The following is a 26,513-nucleotide window of genomic DNA, read 5'->3' as shown; positions in this document are numbered from 1 at the left end:
CAGCCGGAAGGCGTTCAGCCGAGGATGGCGAGGGCCTTGTTCAGCGTGGCCGAGGGGCGCATCACGGACGCCGCCTTGGCCGAGTCGGGCTGGTAGTAGCCGCCGATGTCGGCGGGCGAGCCCTGGACCGCGATCAGCTCGTCGACGATCGTCTGCTCCTGCTCGGCCAGCGTCTTGGCGAGCGGGCCGAACGCCTCGGCGAGCTGCGCGTCGGCGGTCTGCTTGGCCAGCTCCTGGGCCCAGTACAGGGCCAGGTAGAAGTGGCTGCCGCGGTTGTCGATGCCACCGAGGCGACGGCTGGGCGACTTGTCGTTCTCCAGGAACGAGGCGGTCGCGCGGTCGAGCGTGTCGGCGAGGATCTGGGCGCGCGCGTTGTCCGTGGTCTGCGCCAGGTGCTCGAAGCTGGACGCAAGGGCGAGGAACTCGCCCAGGCTGTCCCAGCGCAGGTAGTTCTCCTTGACCAGCTGCTGGACGTGCTTCGGCGCGGAGCCGCCGGCGCCCGTCTCGAAGAGGCCGCCGCCGTTCATCAGCGGGACGATCGAGAGCATCTTGGCGCTGGTGCCGAGCTCGAGGATCGGGAACAGGTCCGTCAGGTAGTCGCGCAGTACGTTGCCGGTGACCGAGATGGTGTTCTCGCCGCGGCGGATGCGCTCCAGGGAGAACTTGGTCGCGTCGACCGGCGACATGATCTCGATCTGCAGGCCATCGGTGTCGTGCTCCGGGAGGTACGCCTTGACCTTCTCGATGAGCTGCGCGTCGTGCGCGCGGTTCTCGTCGAGCCAGAACACGGCCGGGTCACCGGTCGCGCGGGCGCGGGAGACGGCGAGCTTGACCCAGTCGCGGATCGGCGCGTCCTTGGCCTGGCACATCCGGAAGATGTCACCGGGGGCGACGGACTGCTCCAGGACGACGTTGCCGGCCTCGTCGACCGCGCGCACCGTACCGGCGGCGGCGAGCTCGAAGGTCTTGTCGTGGCTGCCGTACTCCTCGGCCTTCTGCGCCATCAGGCCGACGTTGGGCACCGAGCCCATGGTGGCCGGGTCGAAGGCGCCGTGGGCGCGGCAGTCGTCGATGACGACCTGGTACACGCCCGAGTAGCTGCTGTCGGGCAGCACGGCCAGGGTGTCGGCCTCGCCGCCGTCCGGGCCCCACATGTGGCCGGACGTACGGATCATCGCGGGCATCGAGGCGTCGACGATGACGTCGGACGGCACGTGCAGGTTGGTGATGCCCTTGTCGGAGTCGACCATCGCGAGCTCGGGGCCCTCGGCGATCTCGGCCTCGAAGGAAGCCTTGATCTCCGCGCCCTCGGGCAGCGCGGCCAGGCCGTTGAGGATGCCGCCGAGACCGTCGTTCGGGCTCAGGCCGGCCGCGGCCAGCTTCTCGCCGTACGCCGCGAAGGTCTTCGGGAAGAAGGCGCGCACGACGTGACCGAAGATGATCGGGTCGGAGACCTTCATCATCGTGGCCTTGAGGTGCACGGAGAACAGCACGCCTTCGGCCTTGGCCTTGGCGATCTGCGCGGTGAGGAACTCGCGCAGCGCGGCCACGCGCAGCACGGACGCGTCGACGACCTCGCCCGCGAGGACCGGTACGGACTCGCGCAGGACGGTCGTCGCGCCGTCCTCACCGGTGAACTCGATGCGCAGCGAACCGGCGTCGGTGATCGTCACGGACTTCTCGGTGGAGCGGAAGTCGTCGGCACCCATGGTGGCGACGTTCGTCTTCGAGTCGGCCGTCCAGGCGCCCATGCGGTGCGGGTGCGCCTTGGCGTAGTTCTTGACCGACGCGGGGGCGCGGCGGTCGGAGTTGCCCTCGCGCAGGACCGGGTTCACGGCGCTGCCCTTGACCTTGTCGTACCGGGCGCGGATGTCCCTCTCCGCGTCGGTCTTCGGGTCGTCCGGGTAGTTCGGCAGCGCGTAGCCCTGCGACTGCAGCTCGGCGACGGCCGCCTTCAGCTGCGGGATCGAGGCCGAGACATTCGGCAGCTTGATGATGTTCGCGCCGGGCGTCTTGGCCAGCTCGCCGAGCTCGGCCAGGGCGTCGTCGATGCGCTGGCTCTCCTCGAGGAACTCGGGGAAGAGGGCGATGATGCGCCCCGCCAGGGAGATGTCACGGCTCTCCACAGTGACCCCGGCCGTCGAGGCGTAGGCCTCGACCACCGGCAAGAACGAATACGTCGCCAGGGCCGGGGCCTCGTCAGTGTGGGTGTAGATGATGGTCGAGTCAGTCACCGGTGCTCCGCTCCACGTCTGCAACATTGCTCGACATCAAGATATCTCCTGATCGCCCTCTTCCACGAAGCGGCCCTGTTGTACTGGCGCGATCACAGTCCGTAGTGCTCATGCAGCCAGTCGAAGAGCTCCGTGGACGCTCATGTCCCACCCCCACCCGGGGTGCGACAGGAGGCGGCCAGTGGGCCGGTCGACGCCGTGCGGAGCTGGTGTGCGGGGGCGGCTCACGCCGCTGTGCGGCGCACCGCGAGGGTGTTGTTCGTACGGACGGACGGCTGCCCGTCGGGCGCGGTGAGGTGGTGCTCGTAGCTGTCGCTGACCAGCACGTCCCACGCCCCGGCCGCCAGGTCGAGGGAGGCGAGGACCTCCTGTGGCGTGGGGAGGTGCACCTCGGGGTGCGGGCCCGGCTCCCAGGAGGGGAATCCCTCGTGGCCGACGACCAGCAGGACGCCGCCCGGTGCGACCGCCGCCGCGGCGTTGCGCAGGATCTGCTCGCGGGGCATGTCGACGAGGGAGTGCAGGAAGTGCGCGGAGACCAGGTCGTAGGAGCCCGCGGGGAAGGAGGTGGCGAGATCGTGGCGCTGCCAGTCGATCCGCTCGGCGACACCGGCCCGGTCGGCGTGGCCGGCCGCGCGGTCGAGGGCGACGCGGGAGACGTCGGTCGCGGTGACGCGCCAGCCCTGCCGGGCCAGCCAGATGGCGTCGCCGCCCTCGCCGCAGCCCAGATCGAGGGCGCTGCCCGGCGTCAGGCCCGCGGTCTCGCGGACAAGAGACGCGTTGGGCTCGCCGCTCCACATCCGGTCGCTGTCGCGGTAGCGGTCGTCCCAGAACTCTGCGGCCGATGCGGCGGTGAGGTCGGTCATCGCTGCGCTCCTTCTGTGAGCGGTGGACGGTGTCGTTCACCGCCCGGTGCCCACCGTGCGCCCGCCCCGGGCGCCTTGACAAAGTTCTTTGCCGATGCAGCAAATGGAGAGATGAGCGACGACGATCTCTCGCAGGTCCTGACCGCCGTCGGGCCACGGCTGCGGGCGCTGCGGACCGCACGCGGGACCACGCTGGCCCGGCTCAGTGAGGAGACCGGGATCTCTCTGAGCACCCTCTCCCGGCTCGAGGGCGGACAGCGCGAGCCGACCCTCAAGCACCTGCTGCCGCTGGCCAAGGCGCACGGCGTGCCCCTCGACGAGCTGGTCGGCGCGCCCGCCACCGGTGACCCGCGCATCCACCCCCGCCCGTTCACCCGCCAGGGCAAGACATGGGTGCCGCTCACCCGGCATCTGGGCGGCATGCACGCCTACAAGCAGATCATGCCCGTCGACGAGGACGCGGGGAGCGGCGCCCGCCCCGAGCAGGGCTCGCACGACGGGTACGAGTGGCTGTACGTCCTCTCCGGCCGTCTGCTGCTTGCCCTGGGCGAGCACGATCTCGTCCTCACGGCGGGCGAGGCGGCGGAGTTCGACACGCGGACCCCGCACGGCTTCGCCAACGCGGGCGACCATCCTGTCGAGTTCCTCGCCCTGTACGGGGCCCAGGGCGAGCGCGTGCATGTGCGGGTCAGGCCCTCCGCGCGGGCCTGACCCGCTCGATCGGTACGCGCAACCGATCAGTACGCGACGCCGATGCGGGCGCGCGGGTGGGTGTTCTTCTCCAGCACGTCGACGAACGCGATCGCGTAGTCCTCGGCGGTGATCCGGCTGTTCCCCTCGGCGTCGGCCAGGAGCTGGTCGCCGCCGATGCGGAAGGTGCCGGTGCGCTCGCCGGGCTCGATGAGGGCGGCGGGGGATATGTAGGTCCAGTTGATGTCGTTCACGGTGCGGTAGTAGCCGAGGGCATCGCGCTGGGCCAGGCTCTCCGCCTTGTACAGGTCCGGGAAGTCCGGCTGGTCGACGAGGTCCTGGCCGGGGGCGACCTCAAGGCTGCCGGCGCCGCCGACGACGACCAGGCGGTTGATCCCGCTGGTGCGTACGCCGTCGACGACCGCCGCGTTGACCGCGAGGAAGGGCACGGCCGGCGCGGATCCGTCGCGCGGCGGGGCGAGCGCCGATGCCACGGCGTCGTGTCCTGCGGCCAGTTCGGCGACCTTGACCGCGTCGGATGCGTCGCCGGTGACGGGGGTGGCGTCGCCGACCGGCTTGCCGGAGCGGCTGACGGCGGTGACGGCGTGGCCGCGGGACAGGGCCTCGGCCGCGATGCGGGAGCCGACCATGCCGGTGGCGCCGAAGAGGAGGATGCGCATGAGTTCTTCTCGCTTTTCTCGGAGTTCCTGTTTCCGTCTGCACCTACGACGCTACGGGCGTTTACGCAGGTGAGCGAGGTGAGCTACGGACGCCGTATGGTCAAAATCCGACACGCTACGAGGGGCGCGGTCCGCGCCCCCGCATGGCTCCGCGGAAGTCGATCGGCGTCTGGCCGGTGCGCTTGTGGAAGAACTTGCTGAAGTTGGTGGCGCTGGAGAAGCCGAGCCGGTCGGCGATCCGCGCCGCCGGCTGGTCGCTGTGCGCGAGCAGCCGCTTGGCCTCCAGGATCACCCGGCGGTCGATGAATTCCTTCGCCCCGACCCCGGCGCCGGCGAGGGTGGCGCGCGAGAGGGTGCGCGGGGAGTAGCCCAGGGCGTGGGCGTAGTCGTCGAGCCGTCTGCTGCGGGTGAAGTCGCGCTCCACCGCGTCCCGGAAGCGCAGGAAGGTCTCCCCCGGCTCCGGGGCCGCGCTGCCGGGCACGGACACATGGGCGACGCGCAGGACGAGTACGCCGAGCAGATGCCGGAGCACCGCGACGTGGATCTCCAGGGGCAGTTGGCGCAGCGCGCGGAACTCGTGTTCCAGGTGGGCGATGGCGATCCGCAGCCCCTCGGCGTCGTCACCGGCCGGAAGCCGCACGGCCGGGGCGTATGCGTCGTCGGCCCCGGAGGCGGCGACGGTGGCGGGGTCGAGGAACCCCCGTTCGAAGAAGACGACGGTGCCCTCGGCGCCGTCGAGGTCGCCCCACTGGTGGACCTGGCCGGGCCGCACCCACAGCCAGGAGCCCGGTTCGAGGACGTATCCGGTGAAGTCGACCATGTGCTCAAGCGAGCCCGCGCCCACGGTGAGCAGATGGTGGAAGTCCGGTCGCTGCGGCTGCCGCATGAGCTGCAAGGGCCTGCCGCGGGCCCGCTCGCGCAGCGCGGCGAGCGAGAGCACCTCCACCGGGGCGCGGGTACCGGCCGGGGCGGCGAAGGCGACCTCGGGGATCTCCCGCGAGGCCGCCGACCGGTGAGGGACCGTCATGGCTCCTCAATACCACCCGCGCGACCGGGCCGACGCGTCACGGCGTCGCCCGGGCCGAGATGAACTCGTCCCAGGTGGCGACGGTTCCGGGCGCCGGAGCGGCGATCTTCGGGACGGCCCCAAAGTGCGAGTACTCCTCGTTGATGACCTCTCGGCCCTTGGAACTCTCGCCGGTCTCACGGGACTTGAGGACGAGATCGTCCTTGCCGACCCACATGTCGATGACGACGGACTTCATCCCCTGCTTCTGGGCGCCCTCTACGTAGGCGTCGCGGAGGTCCTCGTCCAGGGCGGCGCCCGTGTACTCGGCGAGTTCGCTGAGCACGACCGTGCCGCGGTAGTGGTCGGCGGTGCGCCCGGCGATCTTCTCCTCGGCGATCCACTTCGTGGACTTCGTCGCGGCGAGCGCACCGGCGAACTCGGGGACGTATCCGGCCGCGCGCGGGGCGCCACCACCACCGCCGACATCCATGCTGTACCAGCTCTTTCCGGGCACCTTGTCCGTCTTCACATACGTCGTGCCGCCGAGGGACAGCATGTGGCTGATGCCGTCCGGGTTGGCCGCGGACTTCGTCACCTCGGCCTTGATGACCGTGGCGGCGGGCTTGCGCTGGTAGAGCATCTCGGACCGGTCCGAGCCGCCCTGTCCCGTCTGGACCGTCTTGTACGAGCTCTGCGCACCGGTCTTCTTCGCCGCCGCGAGCAGCACGGTGCGCGCGTCGGTCCGCGCGTCGCTCTTGTTGTCCCCGCCCTGGCCCTGGCCCTTGCCCGCGTCACCGCGGTCGGATCCGCGGTCGGATCCGCCGTCGCCGCCGCATCCCGCGACCGTCACCGTGAGCGCCGCCCCCACGGCTGCCATCACGATGCCCCTCCCCATTGCGCGCACTGTTCTCTTTTTCCCTGTCATTCGTGCCGAATTTCCCGCGATCTTAACCGTCCTCGCAGGTGAGGGAGTCGGTCAGTCGGCGAGGAGGGCGCCCACCTTGCGACCGCAGCAGTCCGCATGTCCTGCCGCTTCGTACGCCGTCCCGGCCTGCTCCCAGTAGTCGCGGGCCAGGTCCGGCCGGTCCGTGGCGGCGGCGAGCAGGCCGAGCCGGTGCAGGGTGCGGGCCCGGCCGACCAGATGGCCGACCTGCTGGTACGCGTCGAGCGCCTGCCGGTAGCGGTCCTCCGCCAGCCCCTGGTCGCCCTGCCCCCTGGCCGCGTGTCCCAGGTTGAACAGCGTGTGGGCGGTGGCCTGTTGGTCGTCTGTCGCGCGGAAGAGCGGCAGGGCGGCGGTGTAGTGCCGTACCGCCTCCGCGTACCGGTGGTCGCGCCGGGCGACCGTGCCCATGCTGTGCAGTGTCCTGGCCTCGCCGGTCAGGTCGCCGAGCTGCCGGTAGCCGTCGAGGGCCTCGGCGAAGACGGGCGACGCCCGGCCGTAGTCCTGCTTGTGCTTGAGGAAGTCGCCCTTGTTGTAGAGGGCGAGCGCCAGCTGCGCGCGGTCCGTACCTGCGCGGGCGAACCCCACCGCCATCTCGCACACCTCAAGCCCGGCGCGCCAGTCCTGCCTGCGGCGCAGGAGCCAGCTGACGTTGTGGGCCAGCGGCAGGACCACCGCGGACCGGCCGTGCAGCTGGGCCAGGTGGAGTGCCGAGCGCAGATTGAGCCGCTCGGTGTCCAGCCACTCCTCCGTGGCCTCGTCGCTCTCTCCCGCCCGCGCCGCCGTGACCAGCCGCTCGACGGCGTCGCGCGCGCTGTCCCGGTAGTGGACGAGCAGACCGTCGACGGCTCGCTCGACGCTCGCCTCGTCGTCCTCCTCCTGGCGGCGCCGCTCGGCGAACAGGCGCAGCAGGTCGTGGAAGCGCACCCAGCCGCGCGGTTCGCCCGGCTCGATCATGTGGGCGTCGCGCAGGGCACGCAGCTGTTTCCGCGCGCGGGGCACGGACCCACCGGCCAGCGCGGCGGCGGCCGCCACGCTCACCTGCTGCCCGAGGTTGAGCGAGAGAAGCCGGAACGTCCTCGCTTCTTCGGGGGCGAGGCGCGCGTACGACAGCTCGAAGGCGGCGGCGACGGAGCGGCGTTCCCCGTACGCCAGCTCTTCCAGGCGGGTCGCGCGGTCGCGCAGCGCCGCGGTGAGTTCGCCGACCGACTGGTCCGGATCGCCCGCCAGGATCGAGGCCACGACGGCGAGCGCGAGCGGGAGGTGGCCGCACAGGGCGGCGAGATCATCCACGGCGTCCGGTTCGTCCTGGGCCCGGGTGTCGCCGGGGCGGCGTGTGCGGAGCGTGCGGCTGATCAGTGCGGCGGCCTCGGCCGGTTCCAGGACGCCGACGTCGACGATCCGCGAACCGGGCAGATCACCGAGTGTGTGGCGGCTGGTGACGAGGACCCGGTGCGTCGGTGTGGCGGGGAGCAGGGGGCCTATCTGCTCGCTCGACGAGGCGTTGTCGAGGAACACCAGGACCGCGCCGTGCCGGGCTGCGACCTCCGCGAGTTTCGAGCGGTAGAGGGAGAGGCGGCCGTCGAAGGTGGGCGGGAAGAGTTCGTCGGGGACGCCGAGGGCGCTCAGGAACACGGACAGCGCGATGTCGGGCCCCACGGCGCGGTCGGCGTCGTACCCCTGGAGGTTGATGAAGAGCACGCCGCCGGGGAACCAGCCCGCCGCCACGGCGTCGTGGGCGGCGCGCACGGCGAGGGCGGTCTTTCCGATGCCCGCGGTGCCGGCCAGCGTGGACACCACGAGCGGGGAGGAAGCGGAGTCGGGGCGCAGCGCGGCGGTGACGGTGTCCAGGGCCGTGCCCCGGCCGGTGAACTCCGGCACGTCCGGGGGCAGGCCCGCGAGCGCGGTGGGCACGGCGGGCGCCGCGGGCGCGATGTGCAACTGCCCCACGTGGCCCGCCTGGACGACCGGACCGCCGACGGTTCCGCTCAGATCATTGGACGACTGGTTCACCGTCTCTTTGTAGCCCAATGGGCCCCCTGGCAGGAGGGTTCCGCAGTGCCCTTGTCGTCGGGCCCTCCCGGATTGTCGTCGGGCCCTCCGGGGTTGTCGTCCGGCCATCCCGGGTTGTCGTCCGGCATCGTCCGGCCATCCCAGATTGTTGTCCGGTCCCGACAGGTACGGCACCCGGTTCCTGGCCAAGGGCAGCCCCCTGTGGCGGGCCCGGCCCGGCGAAGATGGGCGGGTGATCGTTGCAGACGGTGTAGACGGCATAGATGGCGCAGACGGCATAGACGTCCTGGCCCCATTGGACCCGGCGGATCCCGCCTTCGCGCGCGACCCGTATCCGTACTACGCGCGGCTGCGCGGCCGAGGGCCCGCGGTGCGGGTGCCGCTGGCGAACGGCACGCACGCCTGGCTCGTCACCGGGTACGAGGAGACGCGGGCCGTGCTCGCCGACCCCCGCTTCTCGAACGTGCCGCCGTTGGACGCAGGACGGCCGAAGGCCGACTCCCCCGCGCGGCACGCCCGCGCGTGCCTTGCCCGCCACATGCTCAACTCCGACGCCCCCGATCACACCCGGCTGCGCAGGCTGACCGCCGCCGCGTTCACGCCGCGCCGCGTCGACGCGCTGCGGCCGCGGATCGAGGAGCTGACCGACGGACTCCTTGCCGACGTGGCGGAGCGGCTGCGGCGCGACGGGAGCGTGGACCTCGTGGACGCCTTCGCCTTCCCGCTGCCCGTCCTGGTGATCGGCGAGGTGCTCGGGGTGCCGGAGGCCGACCGGGCGGACCTGCGGGACTGGACCTACCGGGTCGGCTCGCCCGCCGACGCGCTGACGCCGGGCGCGGTGGACGCGGCATGGACGTCCCTGCACGCCTACTTCACCGAGCTGATCGCCCGTAAGCGACGTACGCCGGGACCGGATCTGTTCAGCGCGCTGACGCACGACGCGACGGAGGGCGGGCTCGACGACGGCGAGCTGCTCGCGATGGCGTTCCTGCTCCTGTTCGCGGGTTACGAGACGACCATGAACCTGCTGGCTTCGGCGTCCCTGCTGCTGCTCACCCACCCCGAGGAACTGGCGGCCGCGCGCCGGGCCCCCGCGCGCTGGCCGGCCGTCGTCGAGGAGACGCTGCGGCATGCGAGCCCGCTGGAGGGCACGACCTGGCGACGGACCACCGAGGAGGTGGACCTCGGCGGGGGCACGGTCATACCCGCGGACGCGTCCGTCCTCGCCGTACTCGCCGCGGCGAGCCGCGACCCCCACCACTTCCCGGATCCGGACGCCTTCCGCCCGGAGAGGTACTTGGCGGGGGCGGGGGCTGGGGCGGTGACTTGTGGGGCGACGGCTACGGCGGGGGCTGGTACGGCCGCCGCCCCGGTGGGGGCAGGGACCGGCACGTCGACTCGCGCGGCGACCGCTCCGGCTGGAGCAGGAGCCAGTATGGCGTCCTCCGCCGCGGAATCCCCCGGCACCCGTGCCGCGCCGCACGCCGCGTTCGGCCACGGCCCGCACTTCTGCGTCGGATCACGCCTGGCCCGCCTCGAAGCCGCCATCGCCCTGCCCCGACTCTTCGACGCCTTCCCCGGACTCCAGCTGACGACCGATCCGGAGCAACTCCCTTACCGGCCGGGTCTGTTGGTGCGCGGACCGCGCCACGTCCCGGTCCGGTAGCCTCCACCGGGCAAGAACAACAGCGCGCCCACCCTCCCCGCACTCCGACCGGCCACCGATCCAGAGCAACTCCCCCACCGAACCGGCCTGCTGACGCGCGGACCACGCCACGCCCCCGTCCGGTAGCCCTCACCGGGCGAGAACAGCAGCGCCTCCCCCCCCTCCCCGCACCCCACCGGCCACCGATCCCGAGCAACTCCCCCACCAAACCGCCCTGCTGACGCGCGGACCACGCCACGTCCCCGTCCGGTAGCCCGTCAGCGCGAGGACAGCAGCGCGTCCGCCTCCCCCGCCGCACCCCCGCCCAACAGCCCCTCAGCGCGACAACAGCAGCGCGTCGCCCACCGCGCGCTCAGTGCCGTCCGAAGGTGAGTTGATCACCTTGCCGTTCACCGTCATGGCGACCGATCCGCCGCCGTCCAGTGCCATCGCACGTACCGCGCCGAGCGACTTCATGAGCTCCGCGCCCTCGTTGAGGCCGAAGCCGTCGCTGCTGCCGGGCTGTCGGCCGTCCACGGCGACGACGATCATGCGGCCCTGCCCGTCGACGCCCAGGAGGGCGCGTGGATTGCGCTTGAGGCCCCACGTGTACGCGAACGAACGGTCGCCGATCCGCTCGATGCCGTCGGCGCCGTAGTTCACGGCCACCTTGCCGTCTCGGACCAGCTCGGGGCCGCCGTTGACGATGTCGTCGTGCGGGCCCAGCTTGAGTGTGCGGCCGCGCTCGTCCGTGATCTGCCGGTGCACGGTCAGGGTGCCGCCCGGCTTCGCGTGCGTACGCAGCCAGGATGCGCCGTCGCCGATGCCCGCGAGGACGCTGCCGCCCTCCGGTACGTCGCCGCCGCGCGGGCGCAGTTCGCGTACCCGGCCGCTCGCGTCGAGGACCGCCTCCAGGCCCGCACCGGCCGGGGTCGCGGTGCCGAGCTCGTCCGTGAACTCGACGATCTCGTCGGGATCGGTGCAGGTCACGTCGTGCTGCGGCCGCTGCGTCGGGGCGTCCCCGCCGACGCCACCGCAGTTCCGCACCAGGCCGGGCACGCGGTTGACCCCGTCCACGACCGCCGACACCTTGCCCGACCGGACCCGGAGCACCGTGCTGAGCTTCTTGAACTCCGGGCGCAGGCCGTCGCCACGCAGCACGGCCGCGACCCGGCCGTCGGTAGCCGCGCTCTGCAACTCACCGTCGTACGCGGCGATCCCGGCCGATGCCCCCGGCACGCCGTCCTTGCCCTCCATGACGAAGAAGCCCGCGTTGATGCCGAGCAGGGCGTCCTCGCCCGCCGCCATGTCGGACACCTTCTCGCGGCCTGCGACCGCCGTGCCGTAGGTCGCCTTCAGTGCACCGCCGTACCGCTTCGGGTCGACGAGCGCCACCTTGACCCGGGCGGTTCCCGTGCCGGGGGCGCCGTCGGCGCCGGTCCACTCGCTGACCGCGTCGAAGCCCGCCGCGGCGAGCGTCTGCCGCTGGGCGTCGGCATCGGCCCGGGCCGCGAACTCGCCCACCCGGACCCGTACGCCGATCAACCCGCTGCGATCAGCCCTCTCGGGCCAGGCGACCGGCTCGGTGCGCGCGCCGAAGCCGGCCCCGCGCAGCCGTTCCGCCAGCGCCTGGGCGTCCTGCTCGGCGGCGAGTTGGGCGCCGTTCGCACGTACCGTGACCGTCCAGTGGTCGGCGCCCGGACGGCCGGCGATCGTCCCCTGGTAGAGGTCGACCCCGGAGGCGAGGCGGTCGTGCTGCCAGCCCGCGAGGGGCGGCGGCACCGAGGCCGGGGACACGGCGGCCGCGGTGTCCGCGTACGGAGCGGCGACGACACCGGGGGCGATGAACCCCGCCGCGGCGAGGCCGATCACTGACGCCTTGACGGTGGTTCCGAGCGGACGGCGTGCTGGGGCCACGAGAACTCCTCGGTCGAGTACGCGATGTCCTGCGCAGCGAACGCGAGTTCGCGGGCGGCAGTTGATCCCAGGCGTGAATACCAGAAGTCCGCCCGGAAAACACGCCGAAGAGCACCCGCCGCTCCATTACTCATACCGATACTCACGCCGAACCCGGCGTGTCCTGGGCCGAGTTGCCGCCCGTCCCCTTCGGAGCGATCTCCGCGATCAGGCCTTCCACCAGGACCTTGATCTCGTCGCGGATCGGGCGGACGGCCTCCACGCCCTGGCCCGCCGGGTCCTCAAGCGTCCAGTCGAGGTACCGCTTGCCGGGGAACACCGGGCAGGTGTCGCCGCAGCCCATGGTGATGCAGACGTCCGACTCCTTGACCGCGTCCACGGTGAGGATCTTCGGGGTCTCGGCGGAGATGTCGATGCCGACCTCGCGCATGGCCTCGACCGCTGCCGGGTTCACCTCCTTGCCCGGGGCGGAGCCCGCCGAGCGGACCTCGACACGGTCTCCGGCGAGGTGGGTCAGCCACGCGGCCGCCATCTGCGAGCGGCCCGCGTTGTGGACGCACACGAACAGGACGGAGGGCTTCTCGGACATCAGGACTCTCTCTCACAGAGGGGACCGGGGCGCGGATTCGAACCCGGACTCGATGACAACAGCGTCCAGTGGTATCACCAGCCACTGATGTGAAAGTATCAGTCAGGTCGGGGGACGCCGGGCGCTGGACGCCGCGAGCCGGACGAACCTCTCCAACCACCTGCGCGTCCTGCGCGAGGTCGGCGTCGTGGAGACGGAACCCTGTCGCTTCACCTACTACAAGCAGACAGACCGAAAGCGGGCCTGCTGATGACCGCGACCGACCCCGGCACCACCGCACCGCCGAAGGGCGGCGAGGATGCCGAACCCGGCATGTCCTAGGCCGAGTTGCCGTGCGCCCCCTTCGGAGCGATCTCCGCGCGATCGTCGTCCTCTTCGCCGTGATGTTCTTCGGCACGTTCCTGCCGGCCAAGGGACTCGGCCTCGCCTACGATCGCACGGCCACGCTCGCCTTCACGGCGGCGGGCAACAACTTCGAGCTGGCCATCGCGGTCGCCATCGCCACCCTCGGCGTGACCTCCGGCCAGGCCCTGTCCGGCGTCGTCGGCCCGCCCATCGAAGTGCCGGTCCTGATCGGCCTCGCGTACGTGTCGCTGGCCTGGCGCAAGAAGTTCGCCCAGGCCGCGCGGTACTGACCGGCAGGTGGGCCGGGCCCGGCCGTCAGGCCAGTTCCCGGATTACCTGCCGCACCTGCTCCGCGACGGAATTCGGCAGCGGCGCGTAGTTGATCTCGGAAAGGAGCCGCTGCCCTTCGTCACCCGCCGTGTAGGTCAGAAAGGACTTCAGGGCGGGCAGTGTCGCGCGCTGGTTTCCCTTGTCGCAGACGATCTCGTACGTGACGAGGGAGATCGGGTAGGCGCCATCGGCCGACAGGTCATGGCGGAACTTCAGTGTCAAGTCCTTGCCCTTGCCGATGACTTGGGCCGCGGCGATACCGGCGGAAGCGGTCTCCGGGGTCGGGGCGACGGGCTCCGCCGCCCCCGTGTCGATGCGGACCGTCTTGATGTCCTTGCTCTCCGCGAAGGACAGCTCGAAGTAACCGATCGTGCCGAAGGCGGAGTTCACTTCGGAGGCGACCCCGCTGGTGCCGCTCGCCGAACCGCCGCCCCTGCCCTGCCAGGACCTCTCCGCCTCGTACGGCCAGGCCTCGGGGGCGGCGCCTGCGAGATACGCCTGGAAGTTCTGGGTGGTGCCCGAGTCGTCCGACCGGTGCAGCGGCCGGACCGGAATCGACGGCAGTTTCGTGCCGGGGTTCAGCTCCTGGATCTCGGGGTCGTCCCAGCTGCTGATGCGCGAGTCGAAGATCTTGGCGAGGGTCGGCGCGTCGAGCACCAGGTCGTCCACGCCCGGCAGATTATAACCGATCGCGATGGGACCGCCCACCATCGGCAGATTGATCACCCTGCCGCCCGGGCAGACGCCCGGCGCCTTGTGGGCCTCCGACGGCTTCAGCGCACTGTCGGAGCCGCCGAACGCGGTCGCGCCCCGCAGGAATTGGGCGGCGCCCGCGCCCGAGCCCAGCGGGTTGTAGGCGAGCTGAACGCCGGGGCACGCCTGCTGGTACTGCTTCATCCAGTACTTCATCACGTTCTGCTGGGCGCTCGATCCCGACCCCGCGACCTGCGCCTTCTTGGCACAGTCGATGTGGGGCAGCGCGGAGGGGCTTGCGGACGCGCTCGCCTTGTCGTCGCTCTCGCCGAGACCGATGACCCCGCATCCCGCCAGTGACACCACCACCGCCATGGAGGCCGAAGCGACCGCGACGATCGATGAGTTGGTACGTGTCGGGCGTGGGCGCTGCACCGTTGTCCCCCCTGGAGCTACTGCACATGGAACCCAGATGCTCGCTGATCATGGATGCGGGCCGGTGAAGCAGAGGCGAACATCAGGCGACACTCAGTCGTCCGACAATCGAGCGGGACCCTCCGAGACGGTGCGAGCGGGTCAGGGACGGCGCGCAAGAGCGCCTATCCGGCCACGCTCGCCCCCGTACGCCCGGTGCGGCGGCCACGCATGCTTCCCTGGCTCCATGGATGTCGTAGCCACAAGTGTCGTCGCCGTACTCGGTACCCTCCTGGGCGCCGGGCTGACTCATCTCCTCCAGCACCGAACGGCACTGCGGGCAGAGCAGTTCACGCGCGACGAGCGCCTGCGGCAGGAACGGATCGACGCCTACTGCTCCTTCGGCGGCACGCTGGCGAACTACCGCCGGGGGCAGATGGACTACTGGTTCGCCCGGCACGACGACGGCCGGATCAGGGAAGAGGTCGAGCTTCACGAACTGCGCCGCGAGGCACAGCGGTTGAGGGCGGTGGCGATGGAGGCCATGTTCCGTGCCGAACTGCTCACCGACGCACCGGACTTGGCCACCCTTGGCCGAGAAGCGCTCGAGGCCGTGGACGCCATTCCGAGCGCGGATTCACGCGACGAACTCCAGGGCGTACGGCACACCTCACGTACGTTGATCTACGACTACATCGCGGCGTCACGCCCCCTGATCCCGGGCCTCGCGGAGGAACGGCAGCTCACCCGGTAGCCGTCACTGCGCTAGACGGCGACGGCGCCGGGTTCGTCACCGGCGCCGTCCTGCCGTCCACCCCTATGACTGCGGGGGTTGCCCCTGCTCGCCCTGGTCCCTGCCGAGCTGGTCCTTCAGCTTGTCCTGGGCGGTGTCGACCTGGCTGCTGTACTTGCCCTGGGTCTTGTCGTCGACGAAGTCGCCTGCCTTGTCGATGCCCTGCCCTGCCTGGTCCTCGTGGCCCTTGAGCATCTGCTTGAGCTTGTCCATGACTGACATGGGGAACCTTCCTTTGTGCGTCGCCCCCATATCCAGGTTCCCGGCATACGGCGCACTTCGCATCCGGTGGCCTCCGCGCCCCGTGGGCGCCGGGCGGTCAGCCGTCGGCCCTGCTGCCCCAGTAGGGGGCGCGGACCGCGGCGTCGTGCGGGGTCGTTCTCCGACTGCACTCCTCCAGATGTCCCGCTGGGACATCTGACCCAGCGGGACATTCAGCGGGGGTCCGCCCGGACCTGCGTCGCGCTCAGACCGTCACCTTCACGATGCGTCCCGACGTCTCCGCCACGAACAGCTCGCGCCGCGGGTCGTGGTCGCCGAAGCCGCGCGGTACGCGGACGCTGCTCGGCATGTGCAGTCCGGACACCAGCACGCAGGAGCGGCCGGTGGCCGGGTCCACCCTGATGAGCTCGCCGCTGCGGAAGCCGACGACCAGCAGGTCGCCGTCGAAGGAGGTCAGGCCGTCGAGAACCTTGCTGTCCAGGAGGTTGGGCGTGAGGCGGGCGATCGTGGTGCGGCCCGCGGGGTTGTTCAGCGGCGTGCGCACGATCGAGGACGTGGCGTCGATGATGCTGGTGCTGTAGAGCTGGTCGCCGACGATCTCCAGGCCGTTGGTGCCGAAAAGGTCCGCCGCCCGCGTCCACGCCTCGTCCCGTGTGCCGTCCGGGCGGATCTTGATGATGCCGGCGGACAGTTCACGGCTGAGGTAGAAGTTGCCATCGGCGTCTACGGCCAGGCCGTTGATGCCGGAGAGGCCGTCCGCGAACTTCTCGGGCTTGGGCTCGGCCGCGGTGGGGTCGAAGCGCACGACGCCCCCGCCGGTGAGGACCGAAGTCAGCGGGTTCGCGCCATAGTTGACGTACATCATGCCGTCCGGGCCGCGTTCGATCCCGCCCGGACCGTTGAGCGGGAAACTGGCCCTGAGCGTCCCGTCCGGGGCGTACCCCTCGACCCGGTGCTCCATCAGGTGGGTGACCCAGAGCGTGCCGCGCCCGTCGAACTCCAGGTTCTCCCGCCAGTCCAGGAGCGGAACGCCGCCTTTCCGGAACACCTCCACACGGCCCTGCTCGGCACACGGCGCCGAGGCCGCCCGCGTCGCCCCCGATGCCTGCGCAGGTGCCTGCACACCGCCCACGAGCAGCGCCGACAGCAGGCCCGCGGACGTCACGGTGCGCGCGGCGGAGCGGACCGGGCGTCGGCCCGGACGTCGGCCCGGACGTCGGCCCGTGCGAGAGCTCAATTCAGTCACAAGTGGTCCCTTCGAAACTTGGTCGAGTGTTCGGCGCGGGTGGTCAGCCCGACGCGACCCAACAGGCCACTAGTGCCCCCGAGTTCACGGCTACTGTAGAAAATCTAAGTAGCCGCTACCAATGAGAAAGGCAGCTCTCTCGCATGACACGCAGCTACGACCAGCTCTGTCCCGCAGCACGGGCCCTGGACGTCGTCGGTGGCCGCTGGTCGCTGCTGATCGTGCGCGAGCTGCTGCTCGGCCCCCGCCGCTACACCGACCTCGTCGCGGGACTGCCCGGCATCGGCCCCAACGTCCTGGCGGAGCGGCTGCGCGGGCTGCGCGACGCGGGCATTCTGAGCCAGACCAAGCTGCCCGCACCGGCGGCGTCCACGGTCTACGAGCTGACCGAACTCGGTGCCGCCATGCGCCCGTTGATCGATGAACTCACCCGCTGGGGCATGCGCCTTCCGGTCACGTCCCGGCCCGGCGACACCTTCCGGCTCAGCTGGGTGCTCGGGTGCCTGCGCGCGAGCTTCCGGCCGGAAGAAGCGCGGGGCGTACGGGAGACGTACCAGTTCTCCGTGAGCGAGTACGTGTTCCACCTCCGTGTCGACGACGGCGTACTCGACATCCGGCACGGCTCGGCGCCGGACGCCGTCTGCTCGATGACCTCCGACCTCGGGACGTTCCTCGCCGTCGGTGCCCGCCTGATGGACGTCGAGGACGCGGTGGCGCGCGGGCTCGCCCGGCTCGACGGCGAACTCCCGGCGGCCGCACGGGCGATCGCGATACTGGGCGCGCACCCCGAGGCCACTGGCGGCCGTCACGGCATCGTGGGCGCGGTCGGTGCGACCTTCCGCCCCGAGCACGCGCGTGGGGTGCGCGAGACCTATGAGTTCGTGGTCGACGGGCTCGTCTTCCACGCCCGTGTCGACGACGGCACCGTCGAGACGGCCATCGGCCCCGCCGCGGACGCGGCCGCAACCCTGGTCACCGACCTGGGAACGCTGCTCCAGATGGGCGCGGGCGCCCTGCCGCTCGAGGACGCGCTGAGCGCCGAAGTCATCACCGTCGACGGCGACTTGGAGGCGGCGCTGCGAATGGCGGACGCCTTCGGCGTGGTCCGCGCCGACCGGTCGGCCCCGGCCCCGGCTCCGGCCCCGGCCCCGGCCCCGGCCCCGGCTTCCTGAGGGAACCGTCTCCCCAACTCACGTACACCATCACATAGTTGACTTCCTTCGCTGAAGTCCGCACCACATCACGCGCACCCCCTTGACGCGCCCCGCCTCAGACACAACTATCCAACGCGAGAGAGCGCTCTCAGAGCGCTCTTCGTTCACGTTCCGAACGCAGAGCGGCACGGCAATCCCCCCATCAGCGAAGCGAGTTGCCAATGTCAACGCACCTTCCCCTCTCACGCCGCGGTGCCCTGGCCGCCGCCCTGGCCGTTCCGGCCACCGGATTGCTCGGCTCGCGCATGGCCACCGCCGGCGAGACGCCTGCGACATCCGCCGCCGACCCGGACTTCGGTCCGAACGTCATCGTCTTCGACCCGTCCACCGCCGGGATCCAGGCGAAGCTGGACGAGGTGTTCAAGCGGCAGGAGTCGGCGCAGTTCGGCACGGACCGCTACGCGCTGCTTTTCAAGCCCGGCACCTACAGCGGGCTCAACGCCCAGATCGGCTTCTACACCTCGATCATGGGCCTTGGCCTCTCCCCCGACGACACCCACATCAACGGCGACGTCACCGTCGACGCCGGCTGGTTCAACGGCAACGCCACGCAGAACTTCTGGCGTTCGGCGGAGAATCTCTCCCTCGCCCCGGTCAGCGGCGCCAATCGCTGGGCGGTCTCCCAGGCCGCCCCGTTCCGCAGGATGCATGTGCGCGGCGACCTGAATCTGGCGCCCGACGGCTACGGCTGGGCCAGCGGCGGCTACATCGCCGACAGCCGCATCGACGGCACCGTCAAGCCCTACTCCCAGCAGCAGTGGTACACCCGCGACAGCTCGGTCGGCGGCTGGCTCAACGGCGTCTGGAACATGGTCTTCTCCGGCGTCGACGGCGCCCCTGCCAACGCCTTCCCCGACCCGCCGTACACCACCTTGGACACCACCCCGTACTCCCGCGAGAAGCCCTTCCTCCACCTGGACGGCCAGGAGTACAAGGTCTTCCTGCCCGCGCCGCGCACCGACGCGCGCGGCACCAGCTGGGGCGACGGCACCCCGCAGGGCGAATCCCTCTCCCTGTCCGCCTTCCACCTCGCCAAGGAGGGCGACACCGCTGCCACCCTCAACGCCGCCCTCGACCAGGGCCTGCACCTGCTGCTCACCCCCGGCATCTACCACCTCGACCGGCCGATCGAGGTCAAGCGGGCGAACTCCGTGGTCCTGGGCATCGGTTACGCCACCCTCGTCCCCAACGGCGGGGTGACCGCCGTGAAGACCGCCGACGTGGACGGGGTGCGGCTCGCGGGCTTCCTGGTCGATGCCGGAGCGGCCAACTCCGAGACCCTGGTGGAGATCGGTCCGCAGGGCGCGAGCGCCGCCCACGCCGGCAACCCGACCACCGTCCAGGACGTGTTCGTCCGCATCGGCGGCGCGGGCGCGGGCAAGGCCACCACCAGCATGGTGATCAACAGCCGGCACACCGTCGTCGACCACACCTGGATCTGGCGCGCCGACCACGGCGAGGGCGTCGGCTGGGAGACCAACCGGGCCGACTACGGCCTCGTCGTCAACGGCGACGACGTCCTGGCCACCGGCCTGTTCGTGGAGCACTTCAACAAGTACGACGTGCAGTGGAAGGGCGAGCGCGGCCGCACGATCTTCTACCAGAACGAGAAGGCCTACGACGCCCCGAACCAGGCCGCCATCCAGAACGGCGACCTCCGCGGCTTCGCCGCCTACAAGGTGGCCGACTCCGTCACCGCCCACGAGGGCTGGGGCCTTGGCAGTTACTGCTACTACAACGTCGACCCGACCATCGTCCAGGAGCACGGCTTCGCCGCCCCGAACACACCGGGCGTGAAGTTCCACCACCTCCTGGTCGTCTCGCTCGGCGGCAAGGGCCAGTACGCCCACGTCATCAACGCCACCGGCGCCCCCACGTCGGGCAGCGACACCGTGCCCTCCACGGTGGTCTCCTTCCCCTGACGGCCGTTTGACCGCCGTTCGGGTCCCGAAGCACGTGATCTTGGTTCACGTAGGATCGCGCGCAGGGAAGGGGAACCGACAGCGAGGGGGCGGTGCGGTGACAGTCGTCAGGGCCGTGGAGAGAACCGGGGCGCGCACCGAGGATCTGGCGCTCGCCCTCTACGCGGAGTTGCGGGACTCGTCGTGCCGACCGGCGCCCAGCACGACGACCGGCTCGCCCTCGCCGCGGGCGAGCCGTCCCAGGCCGAGACCGACTCGGTCGCCGTGGTCAGCCCCGAGATGGCCCTGATCAAGCTCCTTGAGGGCGAACTCGTATCCGCCGAGGCTCAGCGGCAGCCCGGCCCGTACGATCCCCGTGTCAAGCAGCGCCCGCGCCGTGTCCTCCGGCAGCCTCCCCAACTCCTCGGCAGCATCGGCCCGTTCATCGAGCATCCCGCCGAGCGCGTCGATCCGCTCCAGCACCCCCGCCAGTTCCGCACTGACATGCAGCCGACCCTTGCCCCCCATGAAATTCCTCTCCTTGAGGTCTGTTTCACGATCGTCTCACGCACCCTCCCGGTGGCCCGGCCCGGTCCGGAGGCTCCAACCAGCCAGAACCGTGCGGCTGTTGAAGATGGCGTCGTCTGCCCCGCTTCGCATCATCCGCCGACCACCGCGACTTCCCCCCCCCCGGGCGGTGTCTTGATCGTGCCGCCCGCCGCGGCCACGCCCCCCTGATCGAACCGGCCCTGCTGCGCGGCCGGGCGTTCCCCGCCGCGCCGGCCACCTCGACGCTGTTCTTCGCCGTCATGAACGGCGTCATGATCACCGTCGTGCTGCACCCCGAACTCGGCCTCCACGACGGCCCGCTCACCGCGGGACTCACCCTGCTGCCGTGGTCCGCCGGACTGGCGATCGGCTCCTGGGCCGCCGGCACCCACCTGGTCCCCCGGTACGGGACGCGCATCATGCACCCGGCATCGCCGTCCTCGCGATCGGCCTGGCAACCGCCGTCCTCGCGCACCGCGCCGCGGGCCCCGCCGGCTACCCGGCAGTGCTGCCCGCCGCCCTCGCCGTCGCCGGTCTTGGCACTCACCACCTCGGGCCTCGATGCCGACGTCGCCGGGCTGCGCCGTGACTACCCCGAAGTCGGCCGGCACAGCTCCACCGACTGGGCCGCCGACCAGGACTGGACGCTCCTGGCCTCCGCGCCCGCACATCAGTGACCTCACCTGCGGCCTTGGCCAGCTGATGCCGCACAAATACCCGGCACCACCGCTGAAGAAGCACCTTCATGAAGCCCATCGGCTACTGGCTCAACCGCACCGACAAAGCCCTCACCCGCTACATGAACGACAGCTGGAGGGATTCGGTCTCACCAGGATCGCCTGGCAGGTCCTCAACGTCATCCACGACACCCCCCAGGCCACCGACACCGAAGTCCGGTCGACTCCTGCCGCGAACGCCGACATCCCCACGCTGATCGCGGCCATCGACACCGTGATCGCCGACGGCTGGGCGACCCGTCCCACACCGGACCGGCTCACCCTCACCCCTGGTGGCCGTCAGCGGGGCAGGAAGGCCGCGTCTTCACGCCCGCCTCCCCGTCGCGCAGGCGGGGGTGGAGGCCTCACGGGCCCGAGGTGCCACCTCACGCCCGTGTGACTGAGCCTCGTGCCCGGCTTCTGTCGGGAGGACTGCAGGGGGCGACGCGACGACGTCCACAAAGCCTTCCTCAGCCTCGCCACCCGCCTCATCACCCATCGACACGTCCAACGCCGTTGCGAGGACCCCTAGGTGCCACCGGTCGGCGAAAGCCGCTCCGGGAGCCTTGAGTTGAGGTCCGCGGGCGGCTGATCGGACCGTCGCGCGACGTTCGGCCGGGGTGGGCCGTTGCAGTGTCGGTGGGGCCGGATACCGTGCGCGGCATGAAGATCGAATCCCTTCTCGACGACCTCCGTACGCTGCGCGACCGCGGCGCCTTGGGCACCGTGGACGAGCGGGAAGACCTCGGCGATCCGGGTGCCCTCGACGGTCTCCGTAACCTTGGTGGTCTCCGTGACCTTGGTGGTCTCCGTGACCTCGGGGATCCGACCGGCGCCGACGGTGACGAGCGGGCCCGGGCCGAGGCCGTCCTCGCGCTCCTCACGGAGCGGGCCGACGAGGTGGTGCCCGCGCTGCTGGCCGGCGTCGCCGACGCCCGGTCGACTGCCACGCTCCAGCCCGTCATACGGATCCTGGCACTGGTCGGGCCGCCCGCCTTCGACGCCGTGCTCGCGGCCTGGCGGAGCGGCAACGTGAAGGACTGGGCGGCGGGCCGACTGCTCGGGTCGTTCGACGAGCGGTGTGCCGACCGGTACGCGGAGCTGGCCATCGATTCCGCTCGCGGCGCGTCGGGCAACGGGTTCGCGGGGCTCGTCCGGCTGCGGACGGACTCCGATGCCGGGCTGCGCGCCCTGGTGGAGTGCTACGCGGGCCGCCGCCCCGCCCCGTACAAGGCCGACGACTACGCCCTCCTGACGCACGAGGCGTACCGCACCAGGTTGCGCGCGCTGCGCCGGGACCCGGCCGCCTCGCCGCGGACCCGGCGGGGTGCGATGGCCGCGCTCGTCGCGGGCGGCGGTGCCGACGGGCTCGACACCCGCGACCGTGCGGCGATCGAGCGCCTGATCCGGGTGAAGATCGTGGGCGAGACGCCGAGCGCACCGTCGCCCCAGCTCTCCGGCTGGTGGCTGGCCGTGCCGGGTGCCTCCTACGAAGGGCTCTTCGACGCCCTGGACCTGCACCACCGGCGACCCATCACGTGCGCCACTGGCGTCGAGGCGGCGGGCCGGGACATCCAGGTGCCCGTCCCCGGCGGTGACGGCGCCGTCCAGACCGTGGGCCGCGTCTTTGTCACCCCGGAGCTGGACGGCTGGCGCCTCGTCTTCGGCCCGTACGACCTCCTCATCGGGGAGGGCTGGGAGGACATGGTCGAGACCGTCGAGCGCGTCAGCCGGCACTGCGCCCAGGCGCAGCTCTTCTTCGTCGACGACGCGGGCGGCTCCGACGTGTGGTTCGTCGCCGAGGAGGGCAGCGTGATCCGGCAGTACGCCGCCGAGAGCGACCCCGAATGGGAGGGCGACCCGCTCCCCTGGGAGACCCTCGCGGCCGACGACCCCGACTTCGACCCGGAGTACGACGATGCCCCGCCCAACGCGGGAACCGCCGGCGCGCGCACCGCCTGCGGCCATCTCTCGGTCGACCCGGGCATGGTCGGCTCAGGCACCGAAACCCGGGGCCACGGCTGGCTCGCCCTCACCTCCCCGCACGCCGGCCACGGCGCCTTCCCCGGTGTCCTCCCCCTCTGAGCCCCCCTCCTCGGTTTCCGTGCGTGCGGCTCGGCACTTCAGGTGTCACACAGGGGAAGGGCAGCACGTCACGACACCTGGCGGAGCACGCCCGCGGAGTAACGCGAGGAGCCACCCCGGCGAGCTGCCGGGTGTCAGCAGTGGCAGGTCACGCAGCCTACGGAGCGGCACCGGCGGCCGAGTCGGGCCGGCCCCTGTCCCTTGTCTCCCCGGCCCAGGGGTAGTTGCAGTGCCCGGGCGGCAGGTCCGTGTCGTAGACGGTCCCGGGCGGGCAGTGGAAGACGGCGCTCTCGCCGCCCTCGTTACAGCGGTAGAACTTCGTGAAGTCGTTGGGGTGAGGGAAGTTGCCCTCCTCGGTGCACGTAATGGTCGGGTCGGCGGGCTCGGCGAGCGCCGTTCCGGCTCCGGGCAGGGCGACGCCAGGGAGAACCAGCGCCGCGCACGCGGCGACACGGGCGACCGACGGGCCACTATCGATCGGAATGGCCACCTATCGGTTGTGACTGAGCACGCCAGTTGACACTGATGGACAACTGGCGTGCTCAGACTCGAGGCGGGGGAACCGCAGACATCAAGCCGCCGCGGGGCCGCTACTTGGCCGTGACGGTGAACTCGCCGCGGATGCCGTCGCCCACCATGCCCGGCTTGCATGCCGTGGTGTACGTCCCGGACTTGGACACCTTCACGATCATCGTGCGGGAGGTGCCGGGGCCGATGCCCTCGACCTCGCTGACGACCTTGCGGTCCGGTCCGTAGACGTAGAACTCAGTGATCTTGTCGCCTTCGTTCGAGACCTTGAAGGCGATGGGCCCGGCCTTGGCGGAAGTCCTGGAGAGCTTGCAGGCGTCGTCGGTGGCCTCGACGGCGATGGCTCCGGACTTCGCGTCGCCGGTGTCGCTCTTCTCGGTGCAGCCGGCCAGCGCGGCAAGTGCGCCTGCCGCTAGCAGGGCCGCGGTCATGGGCTGGGACATGCGAAGCGTCATGAGGTTCTCCAGGGGAGGGCGGAGGTGGGGCGGGGGAGGCGGACGCAGTGTAAGCAACACAGCCGCCGGGCTGTCCAAATCTCGACCAACCCTGGACGCCTCGTGAGCGTCATGAACCACTCACCCTCGCCCAACTCCCATGAAAACGGCAGCCCACTCCCACGGTTAGTAACCGCATTGAGCGCTAATGCCCGAAGTATGAGGAGAGTTGACGCGGACGCACCACGGACTTAGGTTCGCCTAACCTCACTCCCCAACAGAAGGAATTCAGCCATGCCCAGATTGGTTCCCGCCGTCTGCCTCGCCGTGCCGCTTGCCCTTGCTCTGAGCGCCTGCGGTGGCGCCGACTCGGACAAGAAGCCCGCCGCCCAGAGCAAGTCGAAGGAGACTGCCCCGGCCGGCGTCGCCCACCAGCACACCGTGCTGGCGGCGGAGATCGCGGCCCGGGGAGGCAAGGCGCGCGTGGGCGAATTCAACGTCGGCTACATCGTCGAGGCGGCCGAGCCGTGGTTCCACGCCGAACACGGCAAGCACGGCAAGCACGGCAAGCAGGTCCACCGGCCCCCGGCCAAGGACGAGACCCACCACATCGAGATCATTCCGATGGAGGCCAAGTCCGGCCGCATCGTGCCGAACGTGCCCATCACGCTCGAAGTGGTCAACAAGGACGGCAAGGTCGTCCAGGCCAAGAAGCTGAACTTCTACTACTCGGAGTTCTTCCACTACGCCAACAACTTCTCGATACCCAAGGCCGGTAAGTACACCCTCCGCGCGAAGCTCGACGCCCCGACCTTCCTGCGGCACGGCGGCAGCGGCGAGAAGCCCGCGCTCAGCGAGGGAGCCACCGCCACATTCCGTAACGTGGAACTCAAGCCGGAGAACTGACCGGTGGAATCCACCCTCGCCAGAGGCCAGGCCGCCCCCGGACCCCAAAAGGCCCGGGGACCGGGGCGGCCCGCCCTCGCCGTCGGAGACGAAAGCCCCGACCGTGCTCCGACACCTCCGTGGGCGCTGGTCGCCCTGGGCATCGTCGCGTGCGCGGTCATGGCAGCAGCCTGCTGGACGGCCTCCCATGTCCACGCCGACCCGCCGTTGCTGGCCGCGGCCCGCTTCCTCCACCTCGCGGCTCTCGTCGTCGGACTGGGTGCCGTGCTCGCCGTCGACTGGTTCGCGCTGCTCTGGCTGCTGGGACGTCGACGACTGAGCGACGTCCTCCAGACCGCCTGCGCCCTGCACACCCCGATCTGGCTGGGCCTTGGCGGACTCGTCCTGTCCGGGCTGTTCCTCCGCCCGGATCTGGCATCGCCGCTGACCTTGATCAAACTCGGACTCGTCCTCGCCGTCATGCTCAACGGCCTCTACGCGCAGTGGATCGGCCAACGCCTGGGGCGCCTGCAGGAGCAACCCGAGTCCGAAGCCGGGAGCGTGCCACGACGCCTGCTGATGCAGACGGGGATCGCCGCCTCGATCTCCCAGATCGGATGGTGGGGCGCCAGCGTCATCGGCTTCCTCAACAGTCACCGCTGAAGCGACACCGCACGAATGAACCGACACCTCACGATCTTCGCTAGGAGACCTGCGTGCTCGCCAACTACCTGATCGGCCTGCGCGAGGGCCTGGAAGCCAGCCTCGTGGTCTGCATCCTCGTCGCCTATCTCGTCAAGACCGACAACCGCGGCAAACTGCCGCCGATCTGGCTCGGCGTGGGCATCGCCGTCGGGTTGAGCCTGGCCGTGGGCGCTGTGCTGCAATTCGGCTCCTCCCAGCTGACCTTCGAGGCACAGGAGGCGCTCGGGGGCGGCCTGTCCATCGTGGCCGTCGCCCTGGTCACCTGGATGGTCTTCTGGATGCGCCGCACCGCCCGGCACCTCAAGGCCGAGCTGCAGGGCAAGCTGAACGAAGCCCTGGCCATCGGCACCGGCGCGCTGGTCGCCACCGCATTCCTCGCGGTCGGCCGCGAGGGCCTGGAGACGGCGCTGTTCATATGGTCCGCCGTCCAGGCGACCGGCGACGGCGTGCGGCCGGTGATCGGAGCCGCCCTCGGACTGCTCACGGCCGTCGTCCTTGGCTGGCTCTTCTATCGCGGCGCGCTGCGCATCAACCTGGCGAAGTTCTTCACCTGGACCGGTGCCCTGCTCGTCGTCGTGGCAGCGGGCGTGCTCGCCTACGGCATTCACGACCTGCAGGAAGCCGACCTCCTCCCCGGCCTGGACGACCGGCTCTTCGACATCAGCGCGACCATCCCTCCCGACAGCTGGTACGGCACCCTGCTCAAGGGCATCTTCAACTTCCAGCCCAACCCCAGCGTGCTCCAAGCCACCGCCTGGGCGCTCTACCTCGCACCCGTCCTGTTCTGGTTCCTGCGCCCACAGCCCGCCAAGGAAGCACAGGCCCCGGCATAGGCCGTCGCCGAACGCCTTTCGTCTCTGCCACCGGCGAACT

General features: G+C 70.9%; 24 protein-coding genes and 2 pseudogenes. 12 read left to right on the top strand and 14 right to left on the bottom strand.

Translation table 11 applies throughout. The features are described 5' to 3' along the window. Positions 1-14 precede the first annotated feature (14 nt). Both AB0O76_RS06625 and AB0O76_RS06620 read right to left on the bottom strand, forming a co-directional pair. On the bottom strand, positions 15-2,234 hold the full coding sequence (locus AB0O76_RS06625) for an NADP-dependent isocitrate dehydrogenase (RefSeq protein WP_365486120.1): 2,220 nt from the start codon (positions 2,232-2,234) through the stop codon (positions 15-17). Between the two features lie 224 nt (positions 2,235-2,458). Next, the gene (locus tag AB0O76_RS06620; protein WP_365486118.1) at positions 2,459-3,097 is read right to left on the bottom strand and encodes a class I SAM-dependent methyltransferase; all 639 of its coding nucleotides are present in this window, start codon (positions 3,095-3,097) and stop codon (positions 2,459-2,461) included. Positions 3,098-3,208: 111 nt separating this feature from the next. Between AB0O76_RS06620 and AB0O76_RS06615 the strand changes: the two genes are divergently transcribed. Next, positions 3,209-3,808, top strand: a complete 600-nt coding sequence (locus AB0O76_RS06615; protein WP_365486116.1) for an XRE family transcriptional regulator — start codon at positions 3,209-3,211, stop codon at positions 3,806-3,808. Positions 3,809-3,834: 26 nt separating this feature from the next. Here AB0O76_RS06615 and AB0O76_RS06610 read toward each other — a convergent pair whose 3' ends face one another. From AB0O76_RS06610 to AB0O76_RS06595, 4 genes are all read right to left on the bottom strand, one after another. Next, positions 3,835-4,467: an NAD(P)-dependent oxidoreductase gene (locus AB0O76_RS06610; RefSeq protein ID WP_365486115.1), complete on the bottom strand. Its 633-nt coding sequence runs from the start codon at positions 4,465-4,467 to the stop codon at positions 3,835-3,837. Between the two features lie 115 nt (positions 4,468-4,582). Next, the gene (locus tag AB0O76_RS06605) at positions 4,583-5,494 is read right to left on the bottom strand and encodes an AraC family transcriptional regulator (protein ID WP_365486113.1); all 912 of its coding nucleotides are present in this window, start codon (positions 5,492-5,494) and stop codon (positions 4,583-4,585) included. A 37-nt stretch (positions 5,495-5,531) separates the two neighbouring features. Then, positions 5,532-6,371: a hypothetical protein gene (locus AB0O76_RS06600; protein WP_365486111.1), complete on the bottom strand. Its 840-nt coding sequence runs from the start codon at positions 6,369-6,371 to the stop codon at positions 5,532-5,534. A gap of 81 nt (positions 6,372-6,452) precedes the next feature. Next, positions 6,453-8,429 (bottom strand): tetratricopeptide repeat protein, encoded by a 1,977-nt coding sequence (locus AB0O76_RS06595; protein ID WP_365486110.1) that lies wholly within the window; start codon positions 8,427-8,429, stop codon positions 6,453-6,455. 232 nt (positions 8,430-8,661) lie between these two features. Here AB0O76_RS06595 and AB0O76_RS06590 point away from each other — a divergent pair, with 232 nt between their 5' ends. Beyond that, a complete protein-coding gene (locus AB0O76_RS06590; RefSeq protein ID WP_365486108.1) occupies positions 8,662-10,095 on the top strand; it encodes a cytochrome P450 in 1,434 nt (477 codons plus the stop codon). Between the two features lie 315 nt (positions 10,096-10,410). On the opposite strand, the gene AB0O76_RS06585 is transcribed toward AB0O76_RS06590, so the two are convergent. Next, positions 10,411-11,991, bottom strand: coding sequence for a phosphodiester glycosidase family protein (locus AB0O76_RS06585; RefSeq protein WP_365486107.1), 1,581 nt, complete (start codon positions 11,989-11,991; stop codon positions 10,411-10,413). A 142-nt stretch (positions 11,992-12,133) separates the two neighbouring features. Then, positions 12,134-12,580: an arsenate reductase ArsC gene (locus AB0O76_RS06580; protein ID WP_365486105.1), complete on the bottom strand. Its 447-nt coding sequence runs from the start codon at positions 12,578-12,580 to the stop codon at positions 12,134-12,136. 139 nt (positions 12,581-12,719) lie between these two features. Between AB0O76_RS06580 and AB0O76_RS06575 the strand changes: the two are divergent. Together AB0O76_RS06575 and AB0O76_RS06570 are read left to right on the top strand one after the other, a co-directional pair. Beyond that, a pseudogene (locus AB0O76_RS06575) lies at positions 12,720-12,803 on the top strand (transcriptional regulator); the annotation flags it as partial. Between the two features lie 139 nt (positions 12,804-12,942). Then, positions 12,943-13,215, top strand: a pseudogene (locus AB0O76_RS06570) (arsenical-resistance protein); the annotation flags it as partial. A gap of 25 nt (positions 13,216-13,240) precedes the next feature. Here the strand turns inward: AB0O76_RS06570 and pstS are convergent. Continuing rightward, positions 13,241-14,383: a phosphate ABC transporter substrate-binding protein PstS gene (gene pstS / locus AB0O76_RS06565; RefSeq protein ID WP_365486103.1), complete on the bottom strand. Its 1,143-nt coding sequence runs from the start codon at positions 14,381-14,383 to the stop codon at positions 13,241-13,243. A 226-nt stretch (positions 14,384-14,609) separates the two neighbouring features. On the opposite strand from pstS, the gene AB0O76_RS06560 reads away from it, so the two are divergent. After that, complete coding sequence (locus tag AB0O76_RS06560; RefSeq protein ID WP_365486101.1) at positions 14,610-15,116, top strand: hypothetical protein; 507 nt, start codon at positions 14,610-14,612, stop codon at positions 15,114-15,116. 63 nt (positions 15,117-15,179) lie between these two features. Here the strand turns inward: AB0O76_RS06560 and AB0O76_RS06555 are convergent, their stop codons facing one another. Continuing rightward, entirely contained in the window at positions 15,180-15,377 is a 198-nt protein-coding gene (locus AB0O76_RS06555) for an antitoxin (RefSeq protein WP_365486100.1), read from the bottom strand. A 244-nt stretch (positions 15,378-15,621) separates the two neighbouring features. Further along, positions 15,622-16,623, bottom strand: a complete 1,002-nt coding sequence (locus AB0O76_RS06550) for a hypothetical protein (RefSeq protein ID WP_365486099.1) — start codon at positions 16,621-16,623, stop codon at positions 15,622-15,624. 143 nt (positions 16,624-16,766) lie between these two features. On the opposite strand from AB0O76_RS06550, the gene AB0O76_RS06545 reads away from it, so the two are divergent. Both AB0O76_RS06545 and AB0O76_RS06540 read left to right on the top strand, forming a co-directional pair. After that, positions 16,767-17,795, top strand: coding sequence for a helix-turn-helix domain-containing protein (locus AB0O76_RS06545; protein ID WP_365486097.1), 1,029 nt, complete (start codon positions 16,767-16,769; stop codon positions 17,793-17,795). Positions 17,796-17,998: 203 nt separating this feature from the next. Next, a complete protein-coding gene (locus tag AB0O76_RS06540) occupies positions 17,999-19,759 on the top strand; it encodes a coagulation factor 5/8 type domain-containing protein (protein ID WP_365486095.1) in 1,761 nt (586 codons plus the stop codon). A gap of 159 nt (positions 19,760-19,918) precedes the next feature. Here the strand turns inward: AB0O76_RS06540 and AB0O76_RS06535 are convergent, their stop codons facing one another. Then, entirely contained in the window at positions 19,919-20,266 is a 348-nt protein-coding gene (locus AB0O76_RS06535; protein ID WP_365486093.1) for a hypothetical protein, read from the bottom strand. A 281-nt stretch (positions 20,267-20,547) separates the two neighbouring features. Here AB0O76_RS06535 and AB0O76_RS06530 point away from each other — a divergent pair, with 281 nt between their 5' ends. Next, a complete protein-coding gene (locus tag AB0O76_RS06530) occupies positions 20,548-20,964 on the top strand; it encodes a hypothetical protein (RefSeq protein WP_365486092.1) in 417 nt (138 codons plus the stop codon). Positions 20,965-21,666: 702 nt separating this feature from the next. Beyond that, entirely contained in the window at positions 21,667-23,088 is a 1,422-nt protein-coding gene (locus AB0O76_RS06525; protein WP_365486090.1) for a hypothetical protein, read from the top strand. Between the two features lie 157 nt (positions 23,089-23,245). Here AB0O76_RS06525 and AB0O76_RS06520 read toward each other — a convergent pair whose 3' ends face one another. Then, a complete protein-coding gene (locus tag AB0O76_RS06520; RefSeq protein ID WP_365486088.1) occupies positions 23,246-23,578 on the bottom strand; it encodes a chitin binding peritrophin-A domain-containing protein in 333 nt (110 codons plus the stop codon). 100 nt (positions 23,579-23,678) lie between these two features. Continuing rightward, positions 23,679-24,071: a cupredoxin domain-containing protein gene (locus AB0O76_RS06515; RefSeq protein ID WP_365486086.1), complete on the bottom strand. Its 393-nt coding sequence runs from the start codon at positions 24,069-24,071 to the stop codon at positions 23,679-23,681. 273 nt (positions 24,072-24,344) lie between these two features. Here AB0O76_RS06515 and AB0O76_RS06510 point away from each other — a divergent pair, with 273 nt between their 5' ends. The 3 genes from AB0O76_RS06510 to efeU are packed head-to-tail and all read left to right on the top strand — an operon-like array spanning position 24,345 to position 26,473. Then, positions 24,345-24,956, top strand: a complete 612-nt coding sequence (locus AB0O76_RS06510) for an iron transporter (RefSeq protein WP_365486084.1) — start codon at positions 24,345-24,347, stop codon at positions 24,954-24,956. A gap of 3 nt (positions 24,957-24,959) precedes the next feature. Next, entirely contained in the window at positions 24,960-25,598 is a 639-nt protein-coding gene (locus tag AB0O76_RS06505; RefSeq protein ID WP_365486082.1) for a hypothetical protein, read from the top strand. A gap of 53 nt (positions 25,599-25,651) precedes the next feature. Continuing rightward, the gene (gene efeU / locus AB0O76_RS06500; RefSeq protein WP_365486080.1) at positions 25,652-26,473 is read left to right on the top strand and encodes an iron uptake transporter permease EfeU; all 822 of its coding nucleotides are present in this window, start codon (positions 25,652-25,654) and stop codon (positions 26,471-26,473) included. Positions 26,474-26,513 lie beyond the last annotated feature (40 nt).

The organism is Streptomyces sp. NPDC086554 (assembly GCF_040686095.1).
Classification (GTDB): Bacteria; Actinomycetota; Actinomycetes; order Streptomycetales; family Streptomycetaceae; genus Streptomyces.
Note: the sequence above shows the minus strand (reverse complement) of the source record. Positions and strands in the feature narration are given on the sequence as shown.